The following is a 22149-nucleotide window of genomic DNA, read 5'->3' as shown; positions in this document are numbered from 1 at the left end:
AGCAGAACCTTCTTTTATTACGAAAGAGGGTTCTTTTCTGTAGGAAAGAACCCTTTTGCTGTTATTTGCGATGATCCGCCCCAAGTTTATTACGAAAAGCATACCCCCCAAAGCCTGGCTCGCAAACCAAAAATTCCGCCTCTTCTCCTTTCTTTCCTCGCGAATGGATCCGCGAGCATGTTATAAACGTGCGCGTTTCGGGTAATAACAAGGCGTGGACCACTTATCCATGAAAGGAGAACGATATTCCATGAGCAAGGTTGCATTTTTGCTAGCGAACGCATTTGAAGATTCGGAAATGAAAGTCCCATATGATGAAGTCAACAAAGCGGGCCATGACACGGATATTATCGGCCTCCAGCAGGGTGAGAAGCTGACCGGTAAAAACGGCGAAGCCTCGTATACGGCGGACAAAGCTATCGCGGACGCGAAAGCGGCCGATTACGACGCCGTTGTCATTCCAGGAGGCTCTTCTCCGGAGAACCTGCGGCTGAACAAGGATGTGCTGAACTTCGTGAAGGAGATCAACAGCGCCGGCAAGCCGATCGCCGCGATTTGCCACGGCCCGCAAATTTTAATCAGCGCCGGTCTGCTGAAAGGCAGAACGATCACCTCGTACCCGCCGCTTCAGGATGACATGGTGAACGCAGGCGCGGAATTTAAGGATGAGGAAGTCGTCCTGGACGGCAACTTCATCACTTCACGGACTCCCAAAGACGAACCGGCCTTTGTCCGGGAACTGCTGAACGTGCTGTAAGGCTCCGGGAGTGCCTTGGAAGCTTTCGTTTTGTGATTCATGATTTTAAATAGAGATGGAGGTAATGTATCATGACGAAGCAAATTCAAGCGTACTTCAAAACCGAGGATGACGCGGAAAGCGCAAAAACGAAGCTGATTGGCTTCCAAACGGAGCACCTGGAGGTAAGCCGGCTTGGGGAGGGCATCGGCAGTGACCGCCGCATCCTGCTTCCAATCGCCCCCGTCAATTTTAGCGGCAGCTCCAATGCTGCAGGAACGTCAGGTGCGGTAGGCGTGCCTACCGCTTACCCGGCCGCAGGCATTCCCGTGGTGGACGACCGGGATCCGGAAGAGCTGTCCGAGGAGGACCGCGAACGTCGTGTGGACGAGGGAGGCGACCTGCTCTCGGGAGCGGTGGACGTGTCCCCGAACGATGAGGACTACCGGGACCTGGAGTACGTCCTTGCTGCCAAAGTGCCTGACGATACTTATCAGGACGTTGTCAATAAACTGCGGGCAAGCGGCGGTTATGTGGAAATTTTCGACTGATTTCCTCAGAAGCCGATGCAAAGAAAGCGCTGGGTAAAGCGCTTTCTTTTATGTAATATAATTGTAATATTAGTTTCATATTTCCTTAATATTGGCTGTCTATAATAACAGCATGACCCCCTTTTTTAATATATTACCTTATTGAACCTACAATATGGATTGTAGGTTTTTTCTTTGCAGAAATGTCTGTAAATTGACAGCTGTATCCATTTTGTGACAGAGGCTCTTGACTTTAGTGCAGCGGTTCATTACAATCTAAAAATAATCTAAAATCGATTTGATGACGGGACCAAGTAGTCCGTGCCCCACCATGCAGAGAGGAATCCCTTAGGCTGAGAGGATTCTATGGATGACCGGATGAATGACTTCCCCGAGAACAGGCGGCGAAAGTGGCTTGCAGCGCAGGATGTGCGCTGTTCCAGATCATGAGTAGACGTGCTGCGCTGAACGGGCGTTAATCGTTTGGAGCGGATACATAAGAAGTATCCGGAATGTGGGTGGTACCACGGGAATCAATGAATAACGATCTCTCGTCCCTGTTGGCTTGTTCAAGCGCAGGGGTGAGGGATTTTTTTGTTAGCTACAAATGATCTATGAAAAGAGGGGTTGCTATGGCTTACCAAAAACCGACGGGCACGCAGGATTTGCTGCCGGGCACGGTGGAGAAATGGCAGTTTGTCGAAGAAAAAGCCAGAGATTTGTGCCGGCGGTTCAATTACCGCGAAATCCGCACGCCGATGTTCGAGCAGACCGAACTGTTTGAACGCGGCGTTGGCGAAACGACGGATATCGTCGAAAAAGAGATGTACACGTTCAAGGACAAGGGCGACCGCAGCATGACGCTGCGCCCGGAAGGCACTGCCGGCGTGGTCCGCTCCTACGTTGAAAACAAGCTGTATGGCGAACCTGATGTCACCAAGCTTTACTACATCGGCCCGATGTTCCGCTACGAGCGTCCTCAGGCGGGACGTTACCGCCAGTTCCACCAGTTTGGGATCGAGGCGTTTGGTGCATTGGATCCGGCCATCGATGCGGAAGTCGTCTCGCTCGGATACCAGTTCTGCAAAGACCTCGGGCTGCAGGGCGTGACCGTGGAGATCAACTCCGTGGGCAATCCCGCCAGCCGGGCGGCGTACCGCGAGAAACTGCTCGCGTTTCTGACGCCGATGAAAGACACGCTGTGCAAGGACTGCCAATCGCGGATGGAGCGCAACCCGATGCGGGTGCTGGACTGTAAGATCGACCAGGACAAATTCATCGATGCGCCATCGATTCTGGACAGCCTGGACGAGGAGTGCACCACGCACTTCGAGCAGGTGAAGGCATACCTCACAGCGATGGAGGTCGACTTCAAGGTCAACCACCGGCTGGTACGCGGCTTGGACTATTACACCCACACCGCCTTCGAATACAAGGCGCAGGGTATCGGCGCGATCGATACGATCGGCGGCGGCGGGCGCTATAACGGCCTCGTCGGCGAAATCGGCGGTCCGGACCAGCCGGGCATCGGCTTCGGCATCGGCCTCGAGCGGATCCTGCTGATCCTCGACAAGCAGGAGATCGACCTTCAAGCAGTGAAGCCGCTGGACGTGTACCTGGTGGCCCTAGGCGAAGCGGCCGACCGCGAGATCACCAAGCAGCTGTACCTGCTGCGCAAAGAAGGCTTTGCCGCAGAGCGTGACTACTTGGGCCGCAAGATGAAAGCGCAGATGAAGTCCGCTGACCGCCTGAAGGCGCGTTATACCGCGATTCTCGGGGACGACGAGCTCTCGCGCGGGGAAATCGCCCTGAAGTCGATGGAAACCGGCGAGCAGCAGACGGTGAAGCTCAGCGAACTGCATTTGGCATTACGTAAATCCGCCGATAAGGCTGAATAAATATACCAATTAAAAGGGGAATGACAAAACATGCATAGGACCCATCAATGCGGTAGCCTGACCACCGCGAACATTGGAGAAACGGTAACATTAAACGGCTGGGTGCAAACCCGTCGTGACCTCGGGGGCGTCTTGTTTATCGACCTGCGCGACCGCAGCGGCATCGTGCAGATCGTATTCAATCCGGCATACTCCGGCGAGGCCCTGGCCATCGCCGACCGAGTGCGCAGCGAATACGTGCTGTCCGTCACAGGTAAAGTTGTGCAGCGCGACGCAGAAACGGTCAACCCGAACCTGCCGACTGGTCAAATTGAAGTGCAGATTACCGAGATCGAAGTGCTGAACGGCGCCAAAACGCCTCCGTTCTTCATCGAAGACGGTGTGGAAGTCGACGAGTCGCTTCGCCTTAAATACCGTTACCTGGACCTTCGCCGTCCGGAAATGCAAAAAACGCTGCTGCTCCGCTCCAAAGCATCGAAGATCTTCCGTGACTTCCTGGACGGAGAAGGCTTCATTGAAGTCGAAACGCCGATCCTGACAAAAAGCTCCCCGGAAGGCGCACGCGACTATCTCGTACCGAGCCGGGTGCACGAAGGTGAGTTCTTCGCTTTGCCGCAGTCCCCTCAGCAGTATAAGCAGCTTCTGATGGTAGGCGGCATCGAGCGTTATTTCCAAATCGCCCGCTGCTTCCGGGACGAAGACCTGCGCGCCGACCGGCAGCCGGAGTTCACGCAGGTGGACATCGAAACGTCCTTTATGAACCAGGACGAGCTTCTGGGCATGATGGAGCAGCTGATGGCCCGCCTGTTCAAAGAAACGGTTAACGTAGACATTCCTTTGCCTTTCCAGCGCCTGACTTATGCCGAAGCGATGGATAAATACGGCTCTGACAAACCGGACCTCCGGTTTGGGCTGGAATTGATCCAAGTCAGCGACCTGGTAGCTTCGAGCGGCGTCAAGGTGTTTGCTTCCGTCGTCGAAAAAGGCGGAGAAGTCAAAGTGCTGAATGCCAAAGGCTGCGGCACGTGGAGTCGTAAAGAAATCGACGATCTGGGTCCGTTCGCGGCCCGTTACGGGGCCAAAGGCTTGGCCTGGATTCAAGTCAAGGAAGGCGAATTCAAAGGGCCAATCGTGAAGTTCTTTACGCCTGAAGAGATCGAAGCGCTGAGAGAGCGCACCGGAGCCGAAGAAGGCGACCTGCTGCTCTTCTCCGCTGACAATAAAAAAGTCGTAGCTGACGTGCTTGGCGCGCTTCGCCTGAAAATCGGCAAACAGCTCGGCCTGATCAACGAAAATGAGTTCAAATTTGCCTGGGTGGTCGACTTCCCGCTGCTCGAGTGGGATGAGGAAGAGAAACGTTACGTTGCTCTGCACCATCCGTTCACCCGTCCGCGCGACGAAGACCAGCATCTGTTTGAAACCGATCCGGGCAGCATTCTGGCCCAGGCTTACGACATCGTGCTGAACGGTTACGAAGTTGGCGGCGGTTCCATGCGGATCTACAAGCGCGACATGCAGGAAAAAATGTTCGCGGCCCTCGGCTTGTCGCCTGAGGATGCCAAAGACAAATTCGGCCACCTGCTGGATGCCTTTGAATACGGCACGCCACCTCACGGCGGCATCGCATTTGGCCTGGACCGGCTCGTCATGCTGCTTTCCGGACGCAGCAACCTGCGCGAAACGATCGCCTTCCCGAAAACGGCCAGCGCGACTGATCTGCTCATGGATGCGCCGTCGCCGGTCGATCAAGGGCAGCTTGAACAGCTTCACATCAAGCTCGTGAAAAAGCCGGGGGAAGAAAAGAAAGTTCATTCTTAAGTTAAGGGAGGCCACCTGACGATATGCTTAATCAATTTTCACGTACGGAGCTGGCCATCGGGCCGGAAGGCCTGGAAGTCATGAAAAACAGCACGGTGGCGGTTCTCGGTATCGGCGGGGTGGGGTCCATTGCGGTGGAAGCCCTGGCCCGCACCGGGGTCGGCCGGATTATTTTGATCGATAAAGACGTGGTTGACATTACCAATATCAACCGCCAGATCCATGCACTGACGACGACCATCGGCCAGAAGAAGGCGGATCTGATGGTAGAGCGTGTAAAATTGATCAACCCGGACATCGACGCGATCGCGCTGAACATGTTTTATACCGAAGAAACCTACCAGGAGCTGTTTAAGTATGATCTGGATTATGTGCTGGACGCATCGGATACCGTGTCCTACAAAATCCATCTCATCAAAGAGTGCCTGAACCGCAAAATCCCGATCATTTCCAGCATGGGCGCGGCCAATAAAATGGACCCGACCAAATTCCAGGTTGCGGATATTTCCAAGACGACGATGGATCCGATCGCCCGGGTCATCCGCACAAAACTGCGCAAAGACGGCATCAAAAAAGGCGTCAAGGTCGTGTTCTCGACCGAAGAGCCGATCAAGCCGCGCGTGGACGTGACGGAAAAAATCGTTCCGGAGAACGCGCCGGAGATCCGTAAGGCAAAGCAGCCGCCGGCAAGCAACGCCTACGTACCTCCTGTCGTCGGCCTCATCATGGTGAGCGTTGCCGTGAAGGACCTGCTCGCCAAAGCAGGGATTCAGGTATAACGAACATTCCGGAGCCGACCGGGAAGACGCTCGCGAAATAACGGGCATAACTGAAGCAAGTGATGGCGCGCGAGGCCGTATAACGGCGCTCGCGCCTTTTATTTTACAAATATGGTATAAATAAAATAGGTTGGACACCGTTTGTCGAACAGGAGGACTATTGTTGAAATCTAGTTTTTGGCACCGCAGCCTGGGGCTGCTGCCGGGGGACAGCTGGAAGAAAGAATGGATTGCGGGTGCTGTTTCGTATTTTTCCGTCGTATATATTGTGATGGTTAACGCGAATATTTTGCACGACGCAGGGATGCCGCTGAAGGCTGCCATGGTGGGAACGTTGCTGACGTCGGTTGTGGGCTGCCTCCTGATGGCCTTTGGCGGCAAGTCGCCGATTGTGGTCGTACCGGGCATGGGCATCAACGCCTTCTTCACGTACACCCTGGTGCATTCCATGAAGCTGTCCTGGCAGGAAGCGCTGATGGTCGTCGCGGTCACGGGCGTATTATTTTCGATCGTATCCTTTACGTCCTTGTACCGGATCGTGAGCGAGGCCATCCCGCACAACCTGAAGCACGGCATCACGGTAGGGATCGGGCTGTTTCTGACGTTTATCGGGCTGCAGAAAAGCCAAATCGTGATCGCCCACCAGACGACTTTTGTCACCATCGGACATTTCAGCGACCCGGCCGTCATCGTGTCCTGCTTTACGCTGCTGCTTGCCCTGATTTTGTTTATCCGGGGCGTGCAGGGAGGACTGCTCATCAGCATTCTGCTGGGAACGGGACTGGCTTATCTGCTCGGTGCCGTCAAGCCGGTACAGCTCGAATCCGGACATACCTTCCGCCAGTACGGGGAGCTGTTCGGCCATCTGTCAGCGGCAGGGATCGGCAGCCTGGTGTTCTGGATCGCCGTCTTTCTGCTGCTTCTGATCGTCGTCTTTGAAAATATCGGCCTCATCGCGGCGCAAACCCAGATGATCGGCCGGCCGGAACATTTTAAAGGCAGCCTCCGAGCGCTGTCGATATCGAACATCTTCGCCGGAATATTCGGGAGCAGTCCCGTGGTGGCGGCTGCGGAAACCTCCGCCGGGATTGCCGCCGGAGGGAGAACCGGGCTGTCGGCTCTCGTATCCGGCCTGCTGTTCGGAGCGACCTTTTTCTTCATCCCGCTTCTGAGCTACATACCGGACAGTGCCATCGCTCCCGTACTGATCGTGATCGGCGGGCTGATGGTCCAGAACGTCAAAGAGATGGAGTTTACGGATTTGACCGAAGCGTTTCCGGCGTTTCTCATTATGGTCATGATCCCTTTTACGTACAGCATTGTGGACGGCATGGCTTTCGGCTTTGTCGCTTACCCGGTGGTAAAGCTGGCCCAGGGCAGAGGCCGGGAGGTTTCGCCTGTCTTGTACGGCATTGCCGCGCTGTTTGTGGCGAACTTCGTGCTGCATGCATTCCTCTAAGGCATAAATCGCGGAAGTGGAGGCGCGTCAAGGGGGACCCGTTTAAGGGCGGGTGGATCTTTCCGGTTTGGGGTAATGGATAAGGACAGCTAAGCAGCTGTCCTGAACCGTTTTTTCAGTGAATTATTTAGGAGGATTTAAAGAGATGACACTTATTCAATCATTTACCGAAGGGCAGGAAATTACGGGCTTCTATCTGCTGAAATCGCTGCAGGTCAAACAGACGAACGCCACGCCGCCCAAGGATTATTTGGATATGATCTTATCGGATACGAGCGGGGAAATCCCGGCGAAACTGTGGGACACCTCCTCGACGGACAAGGAGACGTTCTTTGCGCCGATGCTCGTCAAAGTGCGCGGCATCGTCCAGCTGTACCGGGAGCGGCTGCAATTTAAAGTAACGCAGATCCGGCCGGCCAAGGATGAAGACGGGTACAGCATCACCGATTTCGTACGGTCGGCTCCCGTGCAGCCGGCGGACCTCGTCTATACGATCAAGGCGGCGGCGGCAAGCGTCCAGGATCCCGAGCTCCGCAAAATTATCGAGCACTGCTACGGCAAGGTCGGGGATAAGCTCATGCATTATCCGGCCGCCAAAGGCATGCACCATGCTTTTTATGCCGGCCTGGCCTACCATGTCGTACGGATGCTGGAGCTGGCCGAGTTCGTGTGCATGCAGCGGCCGTTTTTGAATCGGGATCTGCTCGTGGCGGGCATTATTCTGCATGATATCGCCAAGACGGAAGAACTGACGGCGGAGCTGGGCATCGTCAGCGAGTACAGCTTCACCGGTAAGCTGATCGGCCACATTCCGCTTGCGGTCAGCTGGATCACGGAGGCGGCGGTGCTTCACGGCATGGACCTGAACGCGGAGAAAATCGTGCTGCTGCAGCACGTTATTCTGGCCCATCATAACTTGGCCGAGTGGGGCAGTCCGGTGCAGCCGCAAATACCGGAGGCGCTTGCCCTGCATCTCATCGACCAGATGGATGCGAAGCTGCAAGCCGCCGAGGATGCCATCGATACGATGTCCATGACGGATGAATGGACAACGCCCGTACGAGCGCTGGAGAACAAGTCGTTCTACCGTTCGAAATACGGCAAGGATTAACGTTGTGAGCATTTTCGTCTGATTTCTGGACTTTATACGATATACGATCCTGAATTCATCAATAATGGGGAATGTTAAAACAGTCAGTGTGCGGTGACCCGCCCTGGCTGTTTTTTGATCTTCAGCGGCAAAACAACGCATTGGGCAGCCGGAGACTTACACCGTGTGAGAAGCGGCTGGACCCGGAGGGACGATGGCTGCGCAGGAATCCGATTGCGATTTTTCCGGTTTATGGTAAAATCTTCACCAATACAAATGGCTACTGAGATCGCTGATGAAATAAAGGAGCATGCCCTTGAGAAATGTAACGGTGGGAATGATGATACGAAGGCTGCTAATTTTTGTTTTTGCCGCGCTGCTGCTGTTCCAACTGGTCGACTGGCTCCCATGGAGAGACGGCAACCGGCTTATGATCACGGACTTGAAAAACGACGGCCGGGTTACGGCGTATCCGGTGAACCGGAAACTGAACATGGATGACGATACATTTACATTAAAGGAACTGTACATCACCTCCAAACGGACCGCGATCCGCTACGCTTACCGCAAAAAGGTGCGGGACGGGTGGTCCTTCCCGACGTCCTCGATCAAGCTGCTGGACGCGTCAGGAAACGAGCTGATCCAGCACGGGGCGAGCAGCACCGGAGTGCCATGGGGAGAGAACGGATGGATCTATTTTGACCCGCTGCCTTCGGGAACGAAGAAGCTGACCCTCCGCTATGATTGGTATGACCGGCAGAGTGAGCTGCCGATTCTCCTGGAGAAGGAGGAGAGCACCCAATGAAGATCAGCAGGCTGGGCGGAGTGCTGGAATGGTGCGCGGTCCTGATTTTGTTCATCATCCTGCTGTGGGTATCCGGATTAGATCGCGGCAGCTTTACGGCGCAGGGCGCCCATGAGCTTTCCGAGCGAAGCTATCATTACGGGCCGTCCAAGGTCGTGAGGAAGGTTCAGGTGGATCAGGATACGGTGGTGTTCCTTGGCACCTACAAGCAGTGGTTTTCTGCCGATACGGTCACCTGGAGCCATTTTAAGTGGCACCCCAGCGGAGGTGTTGCCGGTGTGCCCAAAAACCCGGAAAAACCGCTGGCCTACAGCTGGGATATGAAGAGCACCGGGTCGGATGGCGGGATGGCCAAATTTTACGGTTATGTCAACGATCCCGACATCGTTACCGTGGAACTGGGTGTGGTGATGGAGGAACGCGGCAGCAATACAGCGACGTCCGGATCGGAGCGGCAGCGCATATCGGATGACCGCATGTTCCTGTTTGTGTGGAAAACGGAGGGACGGGATTTCTCATGGCAATCGATCAAAGGACTGGACCGGGAGGGAAAGGTCAGGTACGAGCATAAGCTGCAGTAACGCCGCAAAAGTCGCAGCACGGGGAACATAAGCCGTCTTTATTCCTTTCCCCGATCCCCGGGAATCTGAAATCCCTATGGTAAAATGCCTCCGGGTTATGATATACTGAATATCCTTTTTAAGCGCGGCTTATGGATAAACCTTAAGCATTGGCTTACAAGAGCAGGAGCGGTTAACCCGCTCCTTAATACTTTTAGGAGGTAACTGAAAGTGGAGACCGATTTTCAAAGTGCCTATCAAGAGGAAGAGAGTAGGCTGAATGCGACGATCACTGAGATCGACCGCCAGCTTGAGAGGCTGGGCGGCATTCCGGTATACACCGGGCATGATTTTACGGAGCAGGTGCTGGAAGCGGGTCGGGAAGAGAAGCGCCAGGCCCTGGCCAAAAGCCTGCAGGAGCCTTATTTCGGCAGGCTGGACTTCCAGGAAGGAAGCGGGGAGCGCAAGCCGCTCTACATCGGTAAAATCGGCGTGGACCAAGCGGAGGTCGGCGACCACCCGATGGTCATTGACTGGCGAGCGCCGGTGGCCAGCCTGTTCTATTCGTTTACGGGCGGGGAAGAAACGGCTTCGTACGAAGCGCCTGAGGGTATCATCGAAGGGCTGGTGTATTTGAAGCGGAACGTGGTGATCCGCAAGCAGATTTTGGAGAGGGTGGCCGATACATACAACCGCGAGAGCGACCAGCCCGCCGTGTCCGACGAGTTTCTCGTGTACCGGCTGGGCGAGAACAAGGACAATCGCCTGCGGGACATCGTGTCGACGATCCAGGCGGAGCAGGACCGGATCATCCGGGCCGCGCGGAACACGGCGCTCATCATCCAGGGGGTGGCGGGAAGCGGTAAAACAACCGTGGCGCTGCACCGCCTGGCTTTTCTGCTGTACCAGTACAAGGACCAGGTGTCGGCGGACAAAATGATCATTTTTGCCCCGAACCATATGTTCCTGGATTACATCTCCGACGTGCTGCCTGAGCTCGGGGTCGGGGATATTCAGCAGAGCACGTTTGCGGACTGGGCACTCCAACTGCTGGGGCTTGACCTTCCACTGGCTGATAACGAAGAAACGCTGCGGTATTGGTTCGAGACGCCGGGGGGCATGCCGGAAATCACCGATAACGTGCCGGGACGGTTTAAGGGGTCGATTGGATTCATGCAGATGATCCGTGACTGCTTGTCATCCATGGAATCGAGTTCAGTGCCTCCCGGCGATTTTATGCCGTGGGAAGGGGCAACTTTGGCCAGAGAGACGATTCTGCATTGGTTCAATGAGGAATATAAGCCGTACCCGCTGGCGAAGCGAAAAGAAAGGGTTATGGCCAGAATCCACCGCTGGATCGAAATGGAGCTGAAAAAGTCGCCTTCGGCGGCAGCGCTCAAGGACCGGAAGAAGAAGGCGGCGCAGCGTGAAAAGTCGTATGCGAACAAGTGGCCGAAATACGAGCCGCTGCTGCTGTACAAGCAGATGTTCAAAGCCATCAAAACCGCCGGCGGCTGGCCCGAGGAAGCGCTGAGCGGCATCCCTGCCGCGGTGCTGAAGTCTACCCAGTCCGACTTGAAAAAGGACATCATCCGGGAAGAGGATCTTCCGGCTCTCCTCTATATGCACTACCTGCTGAACGACATTACGGGGGAGCAGCGCTTTGACCATATCGTCATCGACGAAGCGCAGGATTTCTCCCCATTTCAGGTGGCGGTGCTGGACTTGTTCGTGCGGGGACATTCCTTCACGATCTTGGGCGACTTGTCGCAAGGGATCCACGCCTACCGCGGCGTCCACAGCTGGGAGGAGATGAGCTCGCTGTTCGCACCGGAAAGCACCGCCTACTTTGCCCTGACGCGAAGCTACCGCTCGACGATGGAAATTATCGAATTCGCCAACGGCATCCTGGAAAATGGTGTGAAGAGCGATCTGCTCGCCGTACCCGTTTTCCGCAGCGGCAATCCGGTGCGCATTCTTCCGTATCATACGGGAGAAGCGGGGAGGGTCCGCTCCCTTCAGGAAGGGCTGCAGCAGCTTGCCGGCGGCGATTACCGGACGGTAGCCATTCTGACGCGGACGCTGGCCGACGCCGCCCGGCTGCATGAGCAGCTTGCCCCTGGAATACCCGACCTGCATTTGATAGACGGTGGCAAAAAGGCGTATGAAGGCGGTTTATCGGTTCTACCCGTGTATTTGTCCAAAGGTCTGGAATTCGACGCGGTCATCGTGGCCGATGCTGATCTTGCCCATTACGGCGATCAGGCCTGGGATGCCAAGTTGATGTACGTCGGCTGTACGCGCGCGCTGCACGAGCTGTGGATTATGCATGAGGATGCGGTGCCGCAATATTTGAACAACCCGCAGGAAGATATCGTCACAAGCGGGTGGAAATAGCATCGAATGCAGACCGTTCCTTTCTTAAGGGACGGTCCTTTTTTTGTGATAACAGTTGAGCCTAATTTTTCAAAATACGATTGACAGTTCCTGGGAGGGAAGATATACTGAAGACAAATGAATGAATGGTTCATTCATAATAAATAGGGAAAGGCGGTCGATCGAATATGAACTATACGGTACGGTTCAACAATAGCCGGACGCTTGAAGGTAAATATATCGTGATCACGGGAGCGACCAGCGGCATTGGTTACGCGGCGGCAAAGGCATTGGTACTGAAAGGGGCGAAGCTGGGTATCGTGGCCCGCAGCCGCAGTAAAGCCGCGGAATTGTCGGCAGAGCTGGGTAAGATGACAAACGGGGAAGCCCAGGTAGACTGCTTCATTGCGGATATGTCGTCCCAGCAGGATATTCGCCGCGCAGCGGCCGAAATATTGAACCGCGTTCCACAGATCGACCGCCTGATCAACAACGCGGGAACGATGTTTGTCAAGAAGAAGCTGTCCGAGGACGGTCTGGAAATGACCTGGGCGGTGAACCATCTGGGCCCGTTTCTCCTGACCAGCCTGCTGCTGGATCGGCTGATAGCGAGCGGCGATGCCCGGATTATTACGACTTCCTCCCATGGTCATAAAATGGCGAGAAGGGGCATCGACTTCAACGATATGAACGGTGACCGCCTGTACAGCGGACCAAAGGCGCTTCTCGGAGGCGCGAATCTCCGCTATGGCCAGAGCAAGCTGGCGAACATTTTGTTTACCGCCGAGCTGGCCAGACGGCTCAAGGGTACGGGAGTTACGGCTCACTGTTTTGATCCCGGTCTGGTGGCGACCAACTTCAATCAGGATAACGGAGGGCTGGCCCGGCTGACGATGGCCTGTATGAAGCCTTTTTCCCGAACGCCTGAACAAGGGGCGCAGACGCTCGTATGGCTCGCAGAATCATCGGAGCTTCTGCTGAAGAGCGGCGGTTATTACGCGGACATGAAGCTGCAGACCCCTTCCGATGCAGCACGAGATGAAGCCGGCGCGAGCCGTCTATGGCAGGTGAGTGAAGAGCAGACCGGACTCCTTGCCGGACCGGGCTTACGACGGATACAATAAAAGCAGGGATGACTGATAAAAAGGAGGGCGCCAACGTGGCACCGCTGAACGAGCAGCAATTGGAACAAATTTATGATGAACGCAGGGAACAGATCAAGAAGGCGGCGCTCAAGGTGTTCGCCCGGCACGGAATCAACGGAACGAAAATGAGCATGATTGCCGCCGAAGCGGGAATCAGCCAAGGGCTGTCTTACCGCTACTTCAGCTCCAAGGAAGAGCTGTTTACCGAACTCGTGCAGGAGGCGATGGAGGAGGCGCAGCACTCGATGAAGGAGCTGGGGCGTATGCCGGGCAGTCCTGCCGAGCAAATTCGCGTCCTGACGGAAGCTATGCTGGAGGGTGATAATAAGGATGCCTTTCTGCTGATCCACCAGGCCCAAACCTCGAGCGATGTTCCGGAGCGGGCGAAGGAAATGATCGGGCGGTATTCGCCGGAGGATACGATCGAGCAGCTGGTCCCGATTCTGGTCAAAGGCCAGGAAGCAGGCGAATTTCGCGAAGGAGACCCCCGCCGGCTGCTGTTTCTCTATCTGTCTGCGCTGACGGGCTTAATGCTGCAGGAGGTACCGGGACAGCCGGATTATTGGCGGAATGAAAGCGGCCTTCTGATGGGAATTCTCCTCCGTTAGCCCGGTACAGAAGTGGTGGTGAGGAATATCCTATTATCATTGAAGAGGTAAAGAATATTTATATCCGTTCTTTCACTTGCTGGAATTCCTAAAATATGAGTTAATAAAGGTGTCGGACGGCCGACGATTCTGTATGAAAGGAGGCTGATGCAATTTGATCACACAATACGAGGTGGTCTTCGCGTAAGCGAAGCCCCGCAGTATCGGGGGGCCGATCGGCTCCCCTTATACCGTTTTATTAAAATATATGGGTACATAATTCGAAAGGAGGCGAAAACAGCATGATCCAAGCATTTAGCGGGTTTGAAACAACCGTCGGAACTGGACATCTGTTGAAGTTTAAGGAGGACGTTTATCGTGAATTACAAAAACGGGAGGGATGTGCTTCCCCCTAGTTTGCTGAAGGAACTTCAGAAACATATTGAGGGCGAGCTGATTTACATCCCGAAGAGAAGCAACGAACGCGTCGGATGGGGTGTAAACAGCGGGACACGGCAAATGATCGAACGCAGAAACGAGGAGATCTTTGCTCTTCATTGCCAAGGTCATTCAATCGAATACTTGAAACAGGCTTTCCACCTGTCTCAGGAGAGCATCCGTAAGGTGATTTTTAAGAAACGGTCGGAACACGCCGCGGATGCCTCGAAACAAAAAGTGTCGGCACGCCAGTAGGCTATAACACCTCCCCATCTATGCGTAAAATAGATCGGAGGAGAAATATATGATGGAACACCACTATGTACAAGAGAAATTGATGGAATATAAATACGCGGATCTGCACAGACGAAGGAGCCGGTTGCTGCGTGCAACGGAAAAACCTGTGGAAAGCACGGTACAGCTGCACGGCGGATGGAACAATCCATGGCCAGGTATGCTCTCGCGTTTGTTCCGCTCCAAAATGCGGCAGCAGTAAAGAGTGCGCGCAGCGTTAAACCCTCTTTTTCATATGCTCGAAATGGCTCAGCAGGCGGGCCGTTTCTAAAGAAACCGTTCGGATGCTGAACGGTTTTTTGCTGTTTAAGATTATAGAATTTATAAATTTCAGCGAAGCTGAACCATTCTATAATCGCAAGAAAAACTTCAGCTAAACGCGGTCTGTCTTCTTTGGAAGTACGTCGATAGACGTTTTTCTTATGCCCGGGAGTCCGGCTCTTTCCTTCTTTTGGCTGCGGTTACAAAGCAATAGCATCGGGGCTAAGCAGTAAGGTACAATGAAGAGGGGGCATATTCAAGCGGTTACGAAAGCAAAAGGACATGCTGCACCCAGATATCCGTGAACCGCGAGGTGATGCAATGAGTCCGAAAGGTTTGACGGTCAGGGAGATGCTGAAGCTGCCGGTGATGGAGCATGCGCAGCTGATCAGCGGGGAACGCGGTCTTGACCGTATCGTACAATATATAGATATTTGGGAGGTTCCCGATATCGGAAATTGGCTGCGGGAAGGCGAGATGGTGCTGACGACAGGCTATTCGACCCGGAACGACCCGTCGCTGCTGGTCGAAATGATCGAACAGCTTGCCAAAGTGAACGGGGCGGGGGTGGCCATTAAGCCGGAACGCTTTATTCCCCATATCCCGCAGGAAATGATCGATAAAAGCAACCAATACGATATTCCGATCATTCAGCTTCCTGTCGGGATGGCTTACATTGACATAACGTATCATGTTATGGATCAAATTTTAAACCGGCAGGCCGTGCTGCTGAGGCGGGCCGAAGAGGTCAATAAGGCGCTGACCCGGCTGGTATTGAACAATAAAGGCATTCAGGTCGTCGCTGACAACGTCTCAGAGTTGATTGATTCGCCGATATGGATCATCGGCAAGGCCGGAGAGGTGCTGGCGTCGTCGCCGGAAGGGTACCCTTACCGGTCTTCGGGGAAGCATCATCAGTGGGAGGTTAGCGTCGACAACAAAATGCTGGGTAAATTCGTGGTGGAGAAGCGGGAGCTGAATGAGCTGGATCTCATGCTGATTGAGCAGGCAAGGCTCGTCTTCTCGCTTGAGCTGATGAGGAACAAAATCGCCAAGGACACGGAAAACCGGCTGCGGGGCACGTTTTTCGAGGAGCTGATTTTGAACACAGTGTCCGATGAGCGGGTGACGGCCTCCAGGGGGCGGCAGCTCGGTCTTTCGCCCGAATGGCTGTGGGAAGTGGCTGTCGTAGAGGCAGATGAGCCCTTTTATAATGAGGACAGCTCTGTCGTCACCAATATTCAGGCGTTCATTCGCAAGGAGTCCGCCGCGCGGAAAGTCCGGTCCCAGCTCCAAATCCATGGGGGAAGGATCGTATTGTTTCTGCCCTCCGCCAAGCCTGCGGGACAGGACCGCCGGATCGTGGACAAGGATGTGACGCTTCCATGGTGCGCTGCCCTTTCCGGGCAGCTGAGCTCTTGGGAAGGAGTGCGGATGGGCATCGGCCGTCCGGGCTCCCTGGTCGAGGCGCACCGAAGCTATGGCGAAGCCCGAACGGCGGTGTCAATCGGATACCGGCTGAACCAGGAGCGCCGGATGTTCACCTACACGGAAGTGGAGATGATCCACCTGCTGCAGGAATCGACCGACCCTGCCCGCCTGAACCAGTTCGTTGAGGAAAAGGTAGGCGTGCTCGCTGAACATGACAGGACCCACGGCACAAATTACGTCAGGACGCTATATCATTATATGGCGACAGGCGGCAGCCTGAACGAAACGTCGTTGCGAATGTTTATTCACCGCAATTCGGTAAATTACCGGATGGACCGGATTAAATCGATTCTTGATCTGGATTTGAACAATCCTAGGTGCCGTTTCGAATTGTACTTATGTACGACATTTTATTTATTAAATCATTAGCGGATGAAAGCGACCCTTTGTGCTCATGGCACAAAGGGTCGCTTTCAGTTTTGGTGGATGAGTACATTGTTCCATCGGGGTGAAAGGCATAAAATCTAATGTAATATATTTTAACATCAATAGTTTAAAGGAATGAAGGGGTGATCGACTTGATAGGATTAATTCGTGTATTTACGGCGAAAGATAATGAAGTGCTGCAAGCGCATGGAAACATGATTCAAGAGCAATTTGAAGTCCCTGTCATGAGCAGAAGCATACCTGATCAACCGCTGGGCATTTACGATGATGCGTCGGAGGAAGCAGCCCTTCCGAAAATCGTAGAGCTGGGCATCCAGATGGAGCAGGAAGGCTGCCGCCTGCTGATTGTCAGCTGCGCCGCCGATCCGGGCGTCCGGGAATTGCGCAGCCGCGTGTCGATCCCTGTCATCGGGGCCGGAAGCTCGGCTGCTTTGGTCGCTCTCTCGCTAGGCGAGCCCATCGGATTAATGGGGATCACCGAAGGGATCCCGCCGGTCATGAAAGTATTGCTGGATGAGCTGATCGTAGGATACTCCCGGCCTGAAGGCGTGACCAACACGACGGATCTGCTGACGGAAGCGGGACGGCAGAAAGCGCTTGAAGGAGCACGGTCCCTGGTGGAGAAGGGCGCAAAAGCGATTGTATTCGCTTGCACCGGTTTCTCTACTATTCATTTTGCCGATGTGATCCGGAAAGAGCTGCAGGTTCCCGTCGTTGATATCGTCGAAGCGGAAGGCTTGATGGCCGCCAACTATTATAAGCAGATTATTTCCGCTTCCTGATCTGCTCGGATTTGCCAGTACTTTATTACCCTGATGCGAGGCAGGGCATCCGGGCCCAGCAGCACCGGGCGTGGCATAGAACATATCCTTCAAATGCGGCCTGCAATATAGATTGAACTAAAGAAATGAATGTTAAAGTGCCAAGTGAAATTCATATATATTGGAGGCGTTATCATGAGCGAAGTAAAACACGAAGCAGAACAAGCAGGCGGCAAAGAGAAGCACCCCAGCATTTTTGAGCCCTTTGGCTTGATACTCAACATCGTTACCGCCATCCTGGGTGCCATCGTCGGGATTCAAATCGTTACCACGCTTGGTGTTACGCCGAATACGGCTATTATCGGAGCGCTCGTGGCGATGCTGATCGCGAGGATTCCGATTGCGGTCTTTAAAAAATACAAGTCGGTACACCGGCAAAATATGGTGCAGACTTCGATATCCTCGGCCACGTTCGGGGCGGCCAACAGTTTGTTTATTCCGATCGGCATTCCGTTCGTGATGGGGGAGACGAAGCTGATCGTTCCGATGCTGATCGGCGCAGCGATGGCCATGTTCGTGGATGCGGCGCTGCTGTACAAGCTGTTCGACTCGAAGCTGTTCCCCGCGTCAGGGACATGGGCTCCGGGCGTAGCGACAGCCGAATCGATCATAGCCGGCGATAAGGGCGGCAAGCGCGCCGGACTGCTCGGCGTTGGTACGGTACTCGGGCTCATCGGTTCCTATTTCCACATATCGATGTCGGCCTTCGGCGTCGCCTTTATCGGCAACATCTGGGCGCTCAGCATGTTCGGCATCGGCCTTCTGATCCGGCAGTATTCCATTCCGTGGTTCAACATTAACGTGGAGGCTCTCTATATCGCCCATGGTGTCATGATCGGCGCAGGGATCGTCGCCCTCGTTCAGGCTGCGATTCTGATTTTCAAGCGGCCGAAAAAATCGGAGCGGGAAGCTGACGATTCGAAGTATACCCGCACGGAGGGTGAAGCGAGACGCTCCCTGGGACTGGGCTTTGTCGCTTACCTGATCATCGCACTTATTATCGCCATCATCGGCGGCCTGATGACGAAGATGTCGCTCGGCATGCTGATCGGCTTCCTGTTCTTTGCGGCCTTTGCCGCGTTTGTGCACGAAATTATCGTCGGCATCGCGGCGATGCATTCCGGCTGGTTCCCGGCGTTTGCCGTCGCGTTCATTACGCTTTTGTTCGGCATGCTGATCGGCTTTCCACCGGTGGCGCTGGCCCTTTTGGCCGGATTCAGTGCCGCTACGGGCCCGGCGTTTGCGGACATGGGATACGACCTGAAGACAGGCTACATTCTACGCGGCAACGGGGAGGACCCCGAATTTGAAAAGCGGGGCAGAAAGCAGCAGTACATGACAGGCATGATCGCCTTCGGCGTAGCCGTTATCGTTGTTGCCCTGACGTATAATTCGTACTTCTCGCAAAAGCTCGTTCCGCCGATCGATACGGTTTACGTATCGACGATTCAAGCGGGAACCTCGGGCGACGTGGCGATGAAGCTGCTGCTGTGGGCCATTCCGGGCGCCATTCTGCAGCTCATCGGCGGCGCCAAGCGCCAGATCGGCGTCATGTTCGCGACAGGCCTCCTTATTGCGACACCGAACGCCTGCTGGGCGGTCCTTGCGGGTCTCTTGATCCGGATCGTTGTACTGAAAGTGAAGGGGAAGGAAGCCGAAACGCCAATGAGTATCCTGGCGGCCGGTTTTATCGCAGGGGATGCGCTGTACAGCTTCTTTAACTCGATATTCAAAATCAGAAAGTAGGTGCATACACCAATGGCACGTATACCTTTGGATGAAAGCATGATGGAGAGCGCCGTTTATGGCGGCGCAGTATTGGGCGGCGGCGGTGGCGGCTGGATCGAGGAAGGCCTGCAAATCGGCCGGCTCGCGCTCGAGCTGGGACAGCCGGAGCTGCGTACCATCGACGAATTCGCCGATAACGACACGCTCGTGACCGTATCGCTGGTCGGTGCACCAGGGGCAAAGGATAAGTATCTGAAGCCCATTCACTACTCCAAAGCGCTGGACATGCTGGCCGGCTTGCTCGGCAAGCCGATCTCGGCCATTCACACCAACGAGAACGGGGCCGGCACAACGGTCAACGGATGGCTGCAGTCGGTCATTACGGGAATTCCGTTGGTCGACTTCGCCTGCAACGGCAGAGCGCATCCGACAGGCACGATGGGCGCGCTGAATCTCACCGAAGTGGAGGATTACGTGTCCCACCAAACGGCCATCGGCGGTAAAGGTGACAACTATCTGGAGTTCAGCGTCTCCGGCTCCCTCGGCAAAGCGGCGTCGATGGTCCGCAAGGCGTCGGTGGAGGCTGGCGGCCTGGTCGCTGTGGCGAGAAATCCGGTGACCGCAGCTTATGCGAAGCAAAACGGCGCTCCGGGAGCCATCTCGCAGGCGATCGAAGTCGGCCGGGCGCTGCTCGGCGCCAAAGGCGAAGCAGCTATCGAAGCGGTTGTCTCCAAGCTGGGCGGCCGGATCGTGGCGGCCGGAGAAGTGACGGATTTCCAGATCGAGACGACCGGCGGATTCGATGTCGGGACCGTGCAGATCGACGGGTTCGAAATGACGTTCTGGAATGAATACATGACGCTGGAAAAGGACGGGGAACGCTTCGCGACATTCCCGGACCTGATCATGACCCTGGACGCCAAAACGGCCAGACCGGTCGTGACCGCCGCTTTGGAGAAGGGACAGCAGCTCGCCGTGATCGTCGTGCCGAAGGAGAAGCTGCTCCTCAGCACCACGATGCGCAACAAGAAGCTGATGCTGCCGGTGGAAGACATTATCAAGAAGCCGGTTCTGGATTATTTGTTCTAAATCGTTACGGATGGTTCGAAAGTTACAGAGAGAACACCCGCACAACAGACAGAAGATGGAGGTATCGGTCATATGACACTCAAGCAAACGATGATTTCGCTGGATGCGATGGATGATAGCTACGTAACGGGAGAGAAGGTCAAAGCGCTGTTCGCCGACTATGCGGAGATTTCCGTCGAAGTACAAACAGTGACCGGCGAAAAGGGAAGCACCGATTTTATTAAAATCGTCATTCCGGGAACCGAGGGCAAGTCCAAGGGCGGTTCGGTTCCGACCCTCGGCATCGTTGGACGCCTTGGCGGCATTGGCGCCCGTCCAAGCCGGATCGGACTCGTCTCCGACGCTGACGGGGCAGTAGCGGCAGTTGCTTCCGCGCTCAAGCTCGCGGATATGCAGGTCAAGGGGGACCGCCTCAAAGGCGATGTCATCGTGACGACGCATATTTGTCCCGACGCCCCGACCCGTCCGCATGAGCCGGTAGATTTTATGGATTCGCCGGTTGATATCGGTGCGATGAACGCCCACGAGGTGCTGCCGGAAATGGACGCGGTCCTCTCGATCGACACGACGAAGGGCAACCGGGTCATCAACCATAAAGGCTTCGCCATTTCGCCGACCGTCAAGGAAGGTTACATTTTGCGGGTGAGCGAGGACCTGCTGCGAATTATGGAAATGACGACGGGACTGCTGCCGGTGACGTTCCCGATCACGATGCAGGACATTACACCTTACGGCAACGACTTGTACCACATCAACTCGATCCTGCAGCCTGCCGTGGCCACTTCGGCACCGGTTGTCGGGGTAGCCGTAACGGCCCAGTCGGTCGTGCCGGGATGCGGCACGGGGGCGAGCCACGAGATCGACATCGCCGCCGCGGTCCGCTTTGCGGTGGAAGTCGCCAAAGAGGTCACGAACGGAACCTGCGCGTTTTATAATCCGGATGAATATGACCGGTTCGTCAGGCTGTACGGTTCGATGAAGGTGCTGCAGACGGCGGGGAATGCCTGAGTCAGCACGGAAGAGGGAAGAGGCCAAACGGCTGTCTTCCCTTTTTCAGCAGGGAAATCCCCGTTTGGGTACGATTCAATCATGACGTAAACCAGGGGATCACGAACAATGTGGAATGGGGAAGCTTCATTCGATATCGATCATGGTGAAGGAGGATCAGCAGTATGACGAAACTGGGGGTAATTACGATCGGGCAGGCGCCGCGGAAGGACGTTACGCCGATTCTGGAGGAGCATTTGCCAAGCCGGGTGGACATCGTTCAGGCCGGCGTGCTGGACGGAATGACCAAGGAGGAAATCGACGCAAAGCTGAAGCCGGAGGAAGGGGACCATACGCTCACCTCGCGGTTAACGACAGGGCAGTCGGTCGTCATGGGAAGAAGCAAGATGCAGCCGCTGCTTCAGCAGAAAATTTATGCCATGGAAGAGCAGGGCATCCGGCAGATTTTGCTGCTGTGCACAGGCGTATTTCCGGGACTCGCCACCCAATCTTCCTATTTGATCGAGCCGGATCATATCATTCCCCCGGCAGTGAAAGCGATGGTCGGCCCAAGACGTTTGGGCGTCATCGTTCCGCTGGAGGAGCAGAAGGACAGCATGAACTCAAAGTTTGAGCTTCATGGACTGCATCCGGTGTTTGCCGTTGCTTCGCCGTACATTGTTGAGGAAGGGAATTTCGAAGCCGCCGCACGCGCGCTGAAGGACCAGACGGATCTGATTCTGTTGGACTGCATGGGATACACCGAGGAAGCGCGCCGTATGGTGGCCGAAGCCTCCGGCTTGCCGGTCATTCTGTCGAATGCTATTATGGCTAAAATCGTATCGGAAATGATTTGAGCCGGTCGAGCCC

At 55.0% G+C, this 22149-nt stretch carries 20 protein-coding genes; all 20 read left to right on the top strand.

Going from position 1 to position 22149, the window contains the following annotated elements; translation table 11 throughout:
* The first annotated feature begins 250 nt into the window (after positions 1-250).
* The 20 genes from GCU45_RS07925 (at position 251) to GCU45_RS07830 (ending at position 22136) form a co-directional block, all read left to right on the top strand.
* Complete coding sequence (locus GCU45_RS07925) at positions 251-757, top strand: type 1 glutamine amidotransferase domain-containing protein (protein ID WP_076176996.1); 507 nt, start codon at positions 251-253, stop codon at positions 755-757.
* Between the two features lie 71 nt (positions 758-828).
* Complete coding sequence (locus tag GCU45_RS07920) at positions 829-1287, top strand: hypothetical protein (RefSeq protein WP_152398572.1); 459 nt, start codon at positions 829-831, stop codon at positions 1285-1287.
* Between the two features lie 611 nt (positions 1288-1898).
* On the top strand, positions 1899-3164 hold the full coding sequence (gene hisS / locus GCU45_RS07915) for a histidine--tRNA ligase (protein ID WP_116229363.1): 1266 nt from the start codon (positions 1899-1901) through the stop codon (positions 3162-3164).
* A 30-nt stretch (positions 3165-3194) separates the two neighbouring features.
* Positions 3195-4982 (top strand): aspartate--tRNA ligase, encoded by a 1788-nt coding sequence (gene aspS / locus GCU45_RS07910; RefSeq protein WP_145157724.1) that lies wholly within the window; start codon positions 3195-3197, stop codon positions 4980-4982.
* 23 nt (positions 4983-5005) lie between these two features.
* Complete coding sequence (locus GCU45_RS07905; protein ID WP_152398571.1) at positions 5006-5761, top strand: tRNA threonylcarbamoyladenosine dehydratase; 756 nt, start codon at positions 5006-5008, stop codon at positions 5759-5761.
* Positions 5762-5924: 163 nt separating this feature from the next.
* Positions 5925-7220, top strand: coding sequence for an NCS2 family permease (locus GCU45_RS07900; protein ID WP_152398570.1), 1296 nt, complete (start codon positions 5925-5927; stop codon positions 7218-7220).
* A gap of 145 nt (positions 7221-7365) precedes the next feature.
* Entirely contained in the window at positions 7366-8331 is a 966-nt protein-coding gene (locus tag GCU45_RS07895) for a 3'-5' exoribonuclease YhaM family protein (RefSeq protein WP_152398569.1), read from the top strand.
* Between the two features lie 295 nt (positions 8332-8626).
* The gene (locus GCU45_RS07890) at positions 8627-9115 is read left to right on the top strand and encodes a DUF5643 domain-containing protein (RefSeq protein WP_152398568.1); all 489 of its coding nucleotides are present in this window, start codon (positions 8627-8629) and stop codon (positions 9113-9115) included.
* A complete protein-coding gene (locus tag GCU45_RS07885; protein WP_152398567.1) occupies positions 9112-9696 on the top strand; it encodes a DUF5044 domain-containing protein in 585 nt (194 codons plus the stop codon). Before GCU45_RS07890 ends, GCU45_RS07885 begins: the two co-directional genes overlap by 4 nt.
* Before the next feature lie 210 nt (positions 9697-9906).
* Positions 9907-12072 carry a HelD family protein gene (locus tag GCU45_RS07880; protein ID WP_152398566.1) on the top strand — a complete coding sequence of 722 codons (2166 nt, stop codon included), beginning with the start codon at positions 9907-9909 and terminating at the stop codon, positions 12070-12072.
* A gap of 167 nt (positions 12073-12239) precedes the next feature.
* Positions 12240-13175 carry an SDR family oxidoreductase gene (locus tag GCU45_RS07875; protein WP_152398565.1) on the top strand — a complete coding sequence of 312 codons (936 nt, stop codon included), beginning with the start codon at positions 12240-12242 and terminating at the stop codon, positions 13173-13175.
* Between the two features lie 35 nt (positions 13176-13210).
* Positions 13211-13804, top strand: a complete 594-nt coding sequence (locus tag GCU45_RS07870; RefSeq protein ID WP_244364472.1) for a TetR/AcrR family transcriptional regulator — start codon at positions 13211-13213, stop codon at positions 13802-13804.
* A 357-nt stretch (positions 13805-14161) separates the two neighbouring features.
* Entirely contained in the window at positions 14162-14476 is a 315-nt protein-coding gene (locus GCU45_RS07865; protein ID WP_076177008.1) for a CD3324 family protein, read from the top strand.
* 49 nt (positions 14477-14525) lie between these two features.
* The gene (locus GCU45_RS07860) at positions 14526-14717 is read left to right on the top strand and encodes a hypothetical protein (protein WP_152398563.1); all 192 of its coding nucleotides are present in this window, start codon (positions 14526-14528) and stop codon (positions 14715-14717) included.
* A gap of 380 nt (positions 14718-15097) precedes the next feature.
* Positions 15098-16636, top strand: a complete 1539-nt coding sequence (locus GCU45_RS07855; RefSeq protein WP_152398562.1) for a PucR family transcriptional regulator — start codon at positions 15098-15100, stop codon at positions 16634-16636.
* A gap of 149 nt (positions 16637-16785) precedes the next feature.
* A complete protein-coding gene (locus tag GCU45_RS07850) occupies positions 16786-17436 on the top strand; it encodes an aspartate/glutamate racemase family protein (protein WP_145157751.1) in 651 nt (216 codons plus the stop codon).
* A 174-nt stretch (positions 17437-17610) separates the two neighbouring features.
* On the top strand, positions 17611-19221 hold the full coding sequence (locus tag GCU45_RS07845; RefSeq protein WP_145157755.1) for an OPT/YSL family transporter: 1611 nt from the start codon (positions 17611-17613) through the stop codon (positions 19219-19221).
* Positions 19222-19233: 12 nt separating this feature from the next.
* Positions 19234-20292, top strand: a complete 1059-nt coding sequence (locus GCU45_RS07840) for an S-methyl thiohydantoin desulfurase family protein (protein ID WP_152398561.1) — start codon at positions 19234-19236, stop codon at positions 20290-20292.
* Between the two features lie 72 nt (positions 20293-20364).
* Positions 20365-21300: a DUF1177 domain-containing protein gene (locus GCU45_RS07835; RefSeq protein ID WP_152398560.1), complete on the top strand. Its 936-nt coding sequence runs from the start codon at positions 20365-20367 to the stop codon at positions 21298-21300.
* A gap of 164 nt (positions 21301-21464) precedes the next feature.
* Positions 21465-22136, top strand: a complete 672-nt coding sequence (locus GCU45_RS07830; protein ID WP_145131413.1) for an AroM family protein — start codon at positions 21465-21467, stop codon at positions 22134-22136.
* Positions 22137-22149 lie beyond the last annotated feature (13 nt).

Origin of the sequence: Paenibacillus cellulositrophicus, assembly GCF_009363095.1 — a bacterium.
Classification (GTDB): Bacteria; Bacillota; Bacilli; order Paenibacillales; family Paenibacillaceae; genus Paenibacillus_AQ; species Paenibacillus_AQ favisporus.
Note: the sequence above shows the minus strand (reverse complement) of the source record. Positions and strands in the feature narration are given on the sequence as shown.

Bases quoted from the DNA above. Each gene is read 5' to 3' on its own strand.
- GCU45_RS07885 (WP_152398567.1), top strand. From the start codon at position 9,112: ATGAAGATCAGCAGGCTGGGCGGAGTGCTGGAATGGTGCGCGGTCCTG.
- GCU45_RS07875 (WP_152398565.1), top strand. From the start codon at position 12,240: ATGAACTATACGGTACGGTTCAACAATAGCCGGACGCTTGAAGGTAAA.
- hisS (WP_116229363.1), top strand. From the start codon at position 1,899: ATGGCTTACCAAAAACCGACGGGCACGCAGGATTTGCTGCCGGGCACG.
- GCU45_RS07845 (WP_145157755.1), top strand. From the start codon at position 17,611: ATGAGCGAAGTAAAACACGAAGCAGAACAAGCAGGCGGCAAAGAGAAG.
- aspS (WP_145157724.1), top strand. From the start codon at position 3,195: ATGCATAGGACCCATCAATGCGGTAGCCTGACCACCGCGAACATTGGA.
- GCU45_RS07925 (WP_076176996.1), top strand. From the start codon at position 251: ATGAGCAAGGTTGCATTTTTGCTAGCGAACGCATTTGAAGATTCGGAA.
- GCU45_RS07920 (WP_152398572.1), top strand. From the start codon at position 829: ATGACGAAGCAAATTCAAGCGTACTTCAAAACCGAGGATGACGCGGAA.
- GCU45_RS07855 (WP_152398562.1), top strand. From the start codon at position 15,098: ATGAGTCCGAAAGGTTTGACGGTCAGGGAGATGCTGAAGCTGCCGGTG.
- GCU45_RS07860 (WP_152398563.1), top strand. From the start codon at position 14,526: ATGATGGAACACCACTATGTACAAGAGAAATTGATGGAATATAAATAC.
- GCU45_RS07830 (WP_145131413.1), top strand. From the start codon at position 21,465: ATGACGAAACTGGGGGTAATTACGATCGGGCAGGCGCCGCGGAAGGAC.
- GCU45_RS07835 (WP_152398560.1), top strand. From the start codon at position 20,365: ATGACACTCAAGCAAACGATGATTTCGCTGGATGCGATGGATGATAGC.
- GCU45_RS07895 (WP_152398569.1), top strand. From the start codon at position 7,366: ATGACACTTATTCAATCATTTACCGAAGGGCAGGAAATTACGGGCTTC.
- GCU45_RS07905 (WP_152398571.1), top strand. From the start codon at position 5,006: ATGCTTAATCAATTTTCACGTACGGAGCTGGCCATCGGGCCGGAAGGC.
- GCU45_RS07840 (WP_152398561.1), top strand. From the start codon at position 19,234: ATGGCACGTATACCTTTGGATGAAAGCATGATGGAGAGCGCCGTTTAT.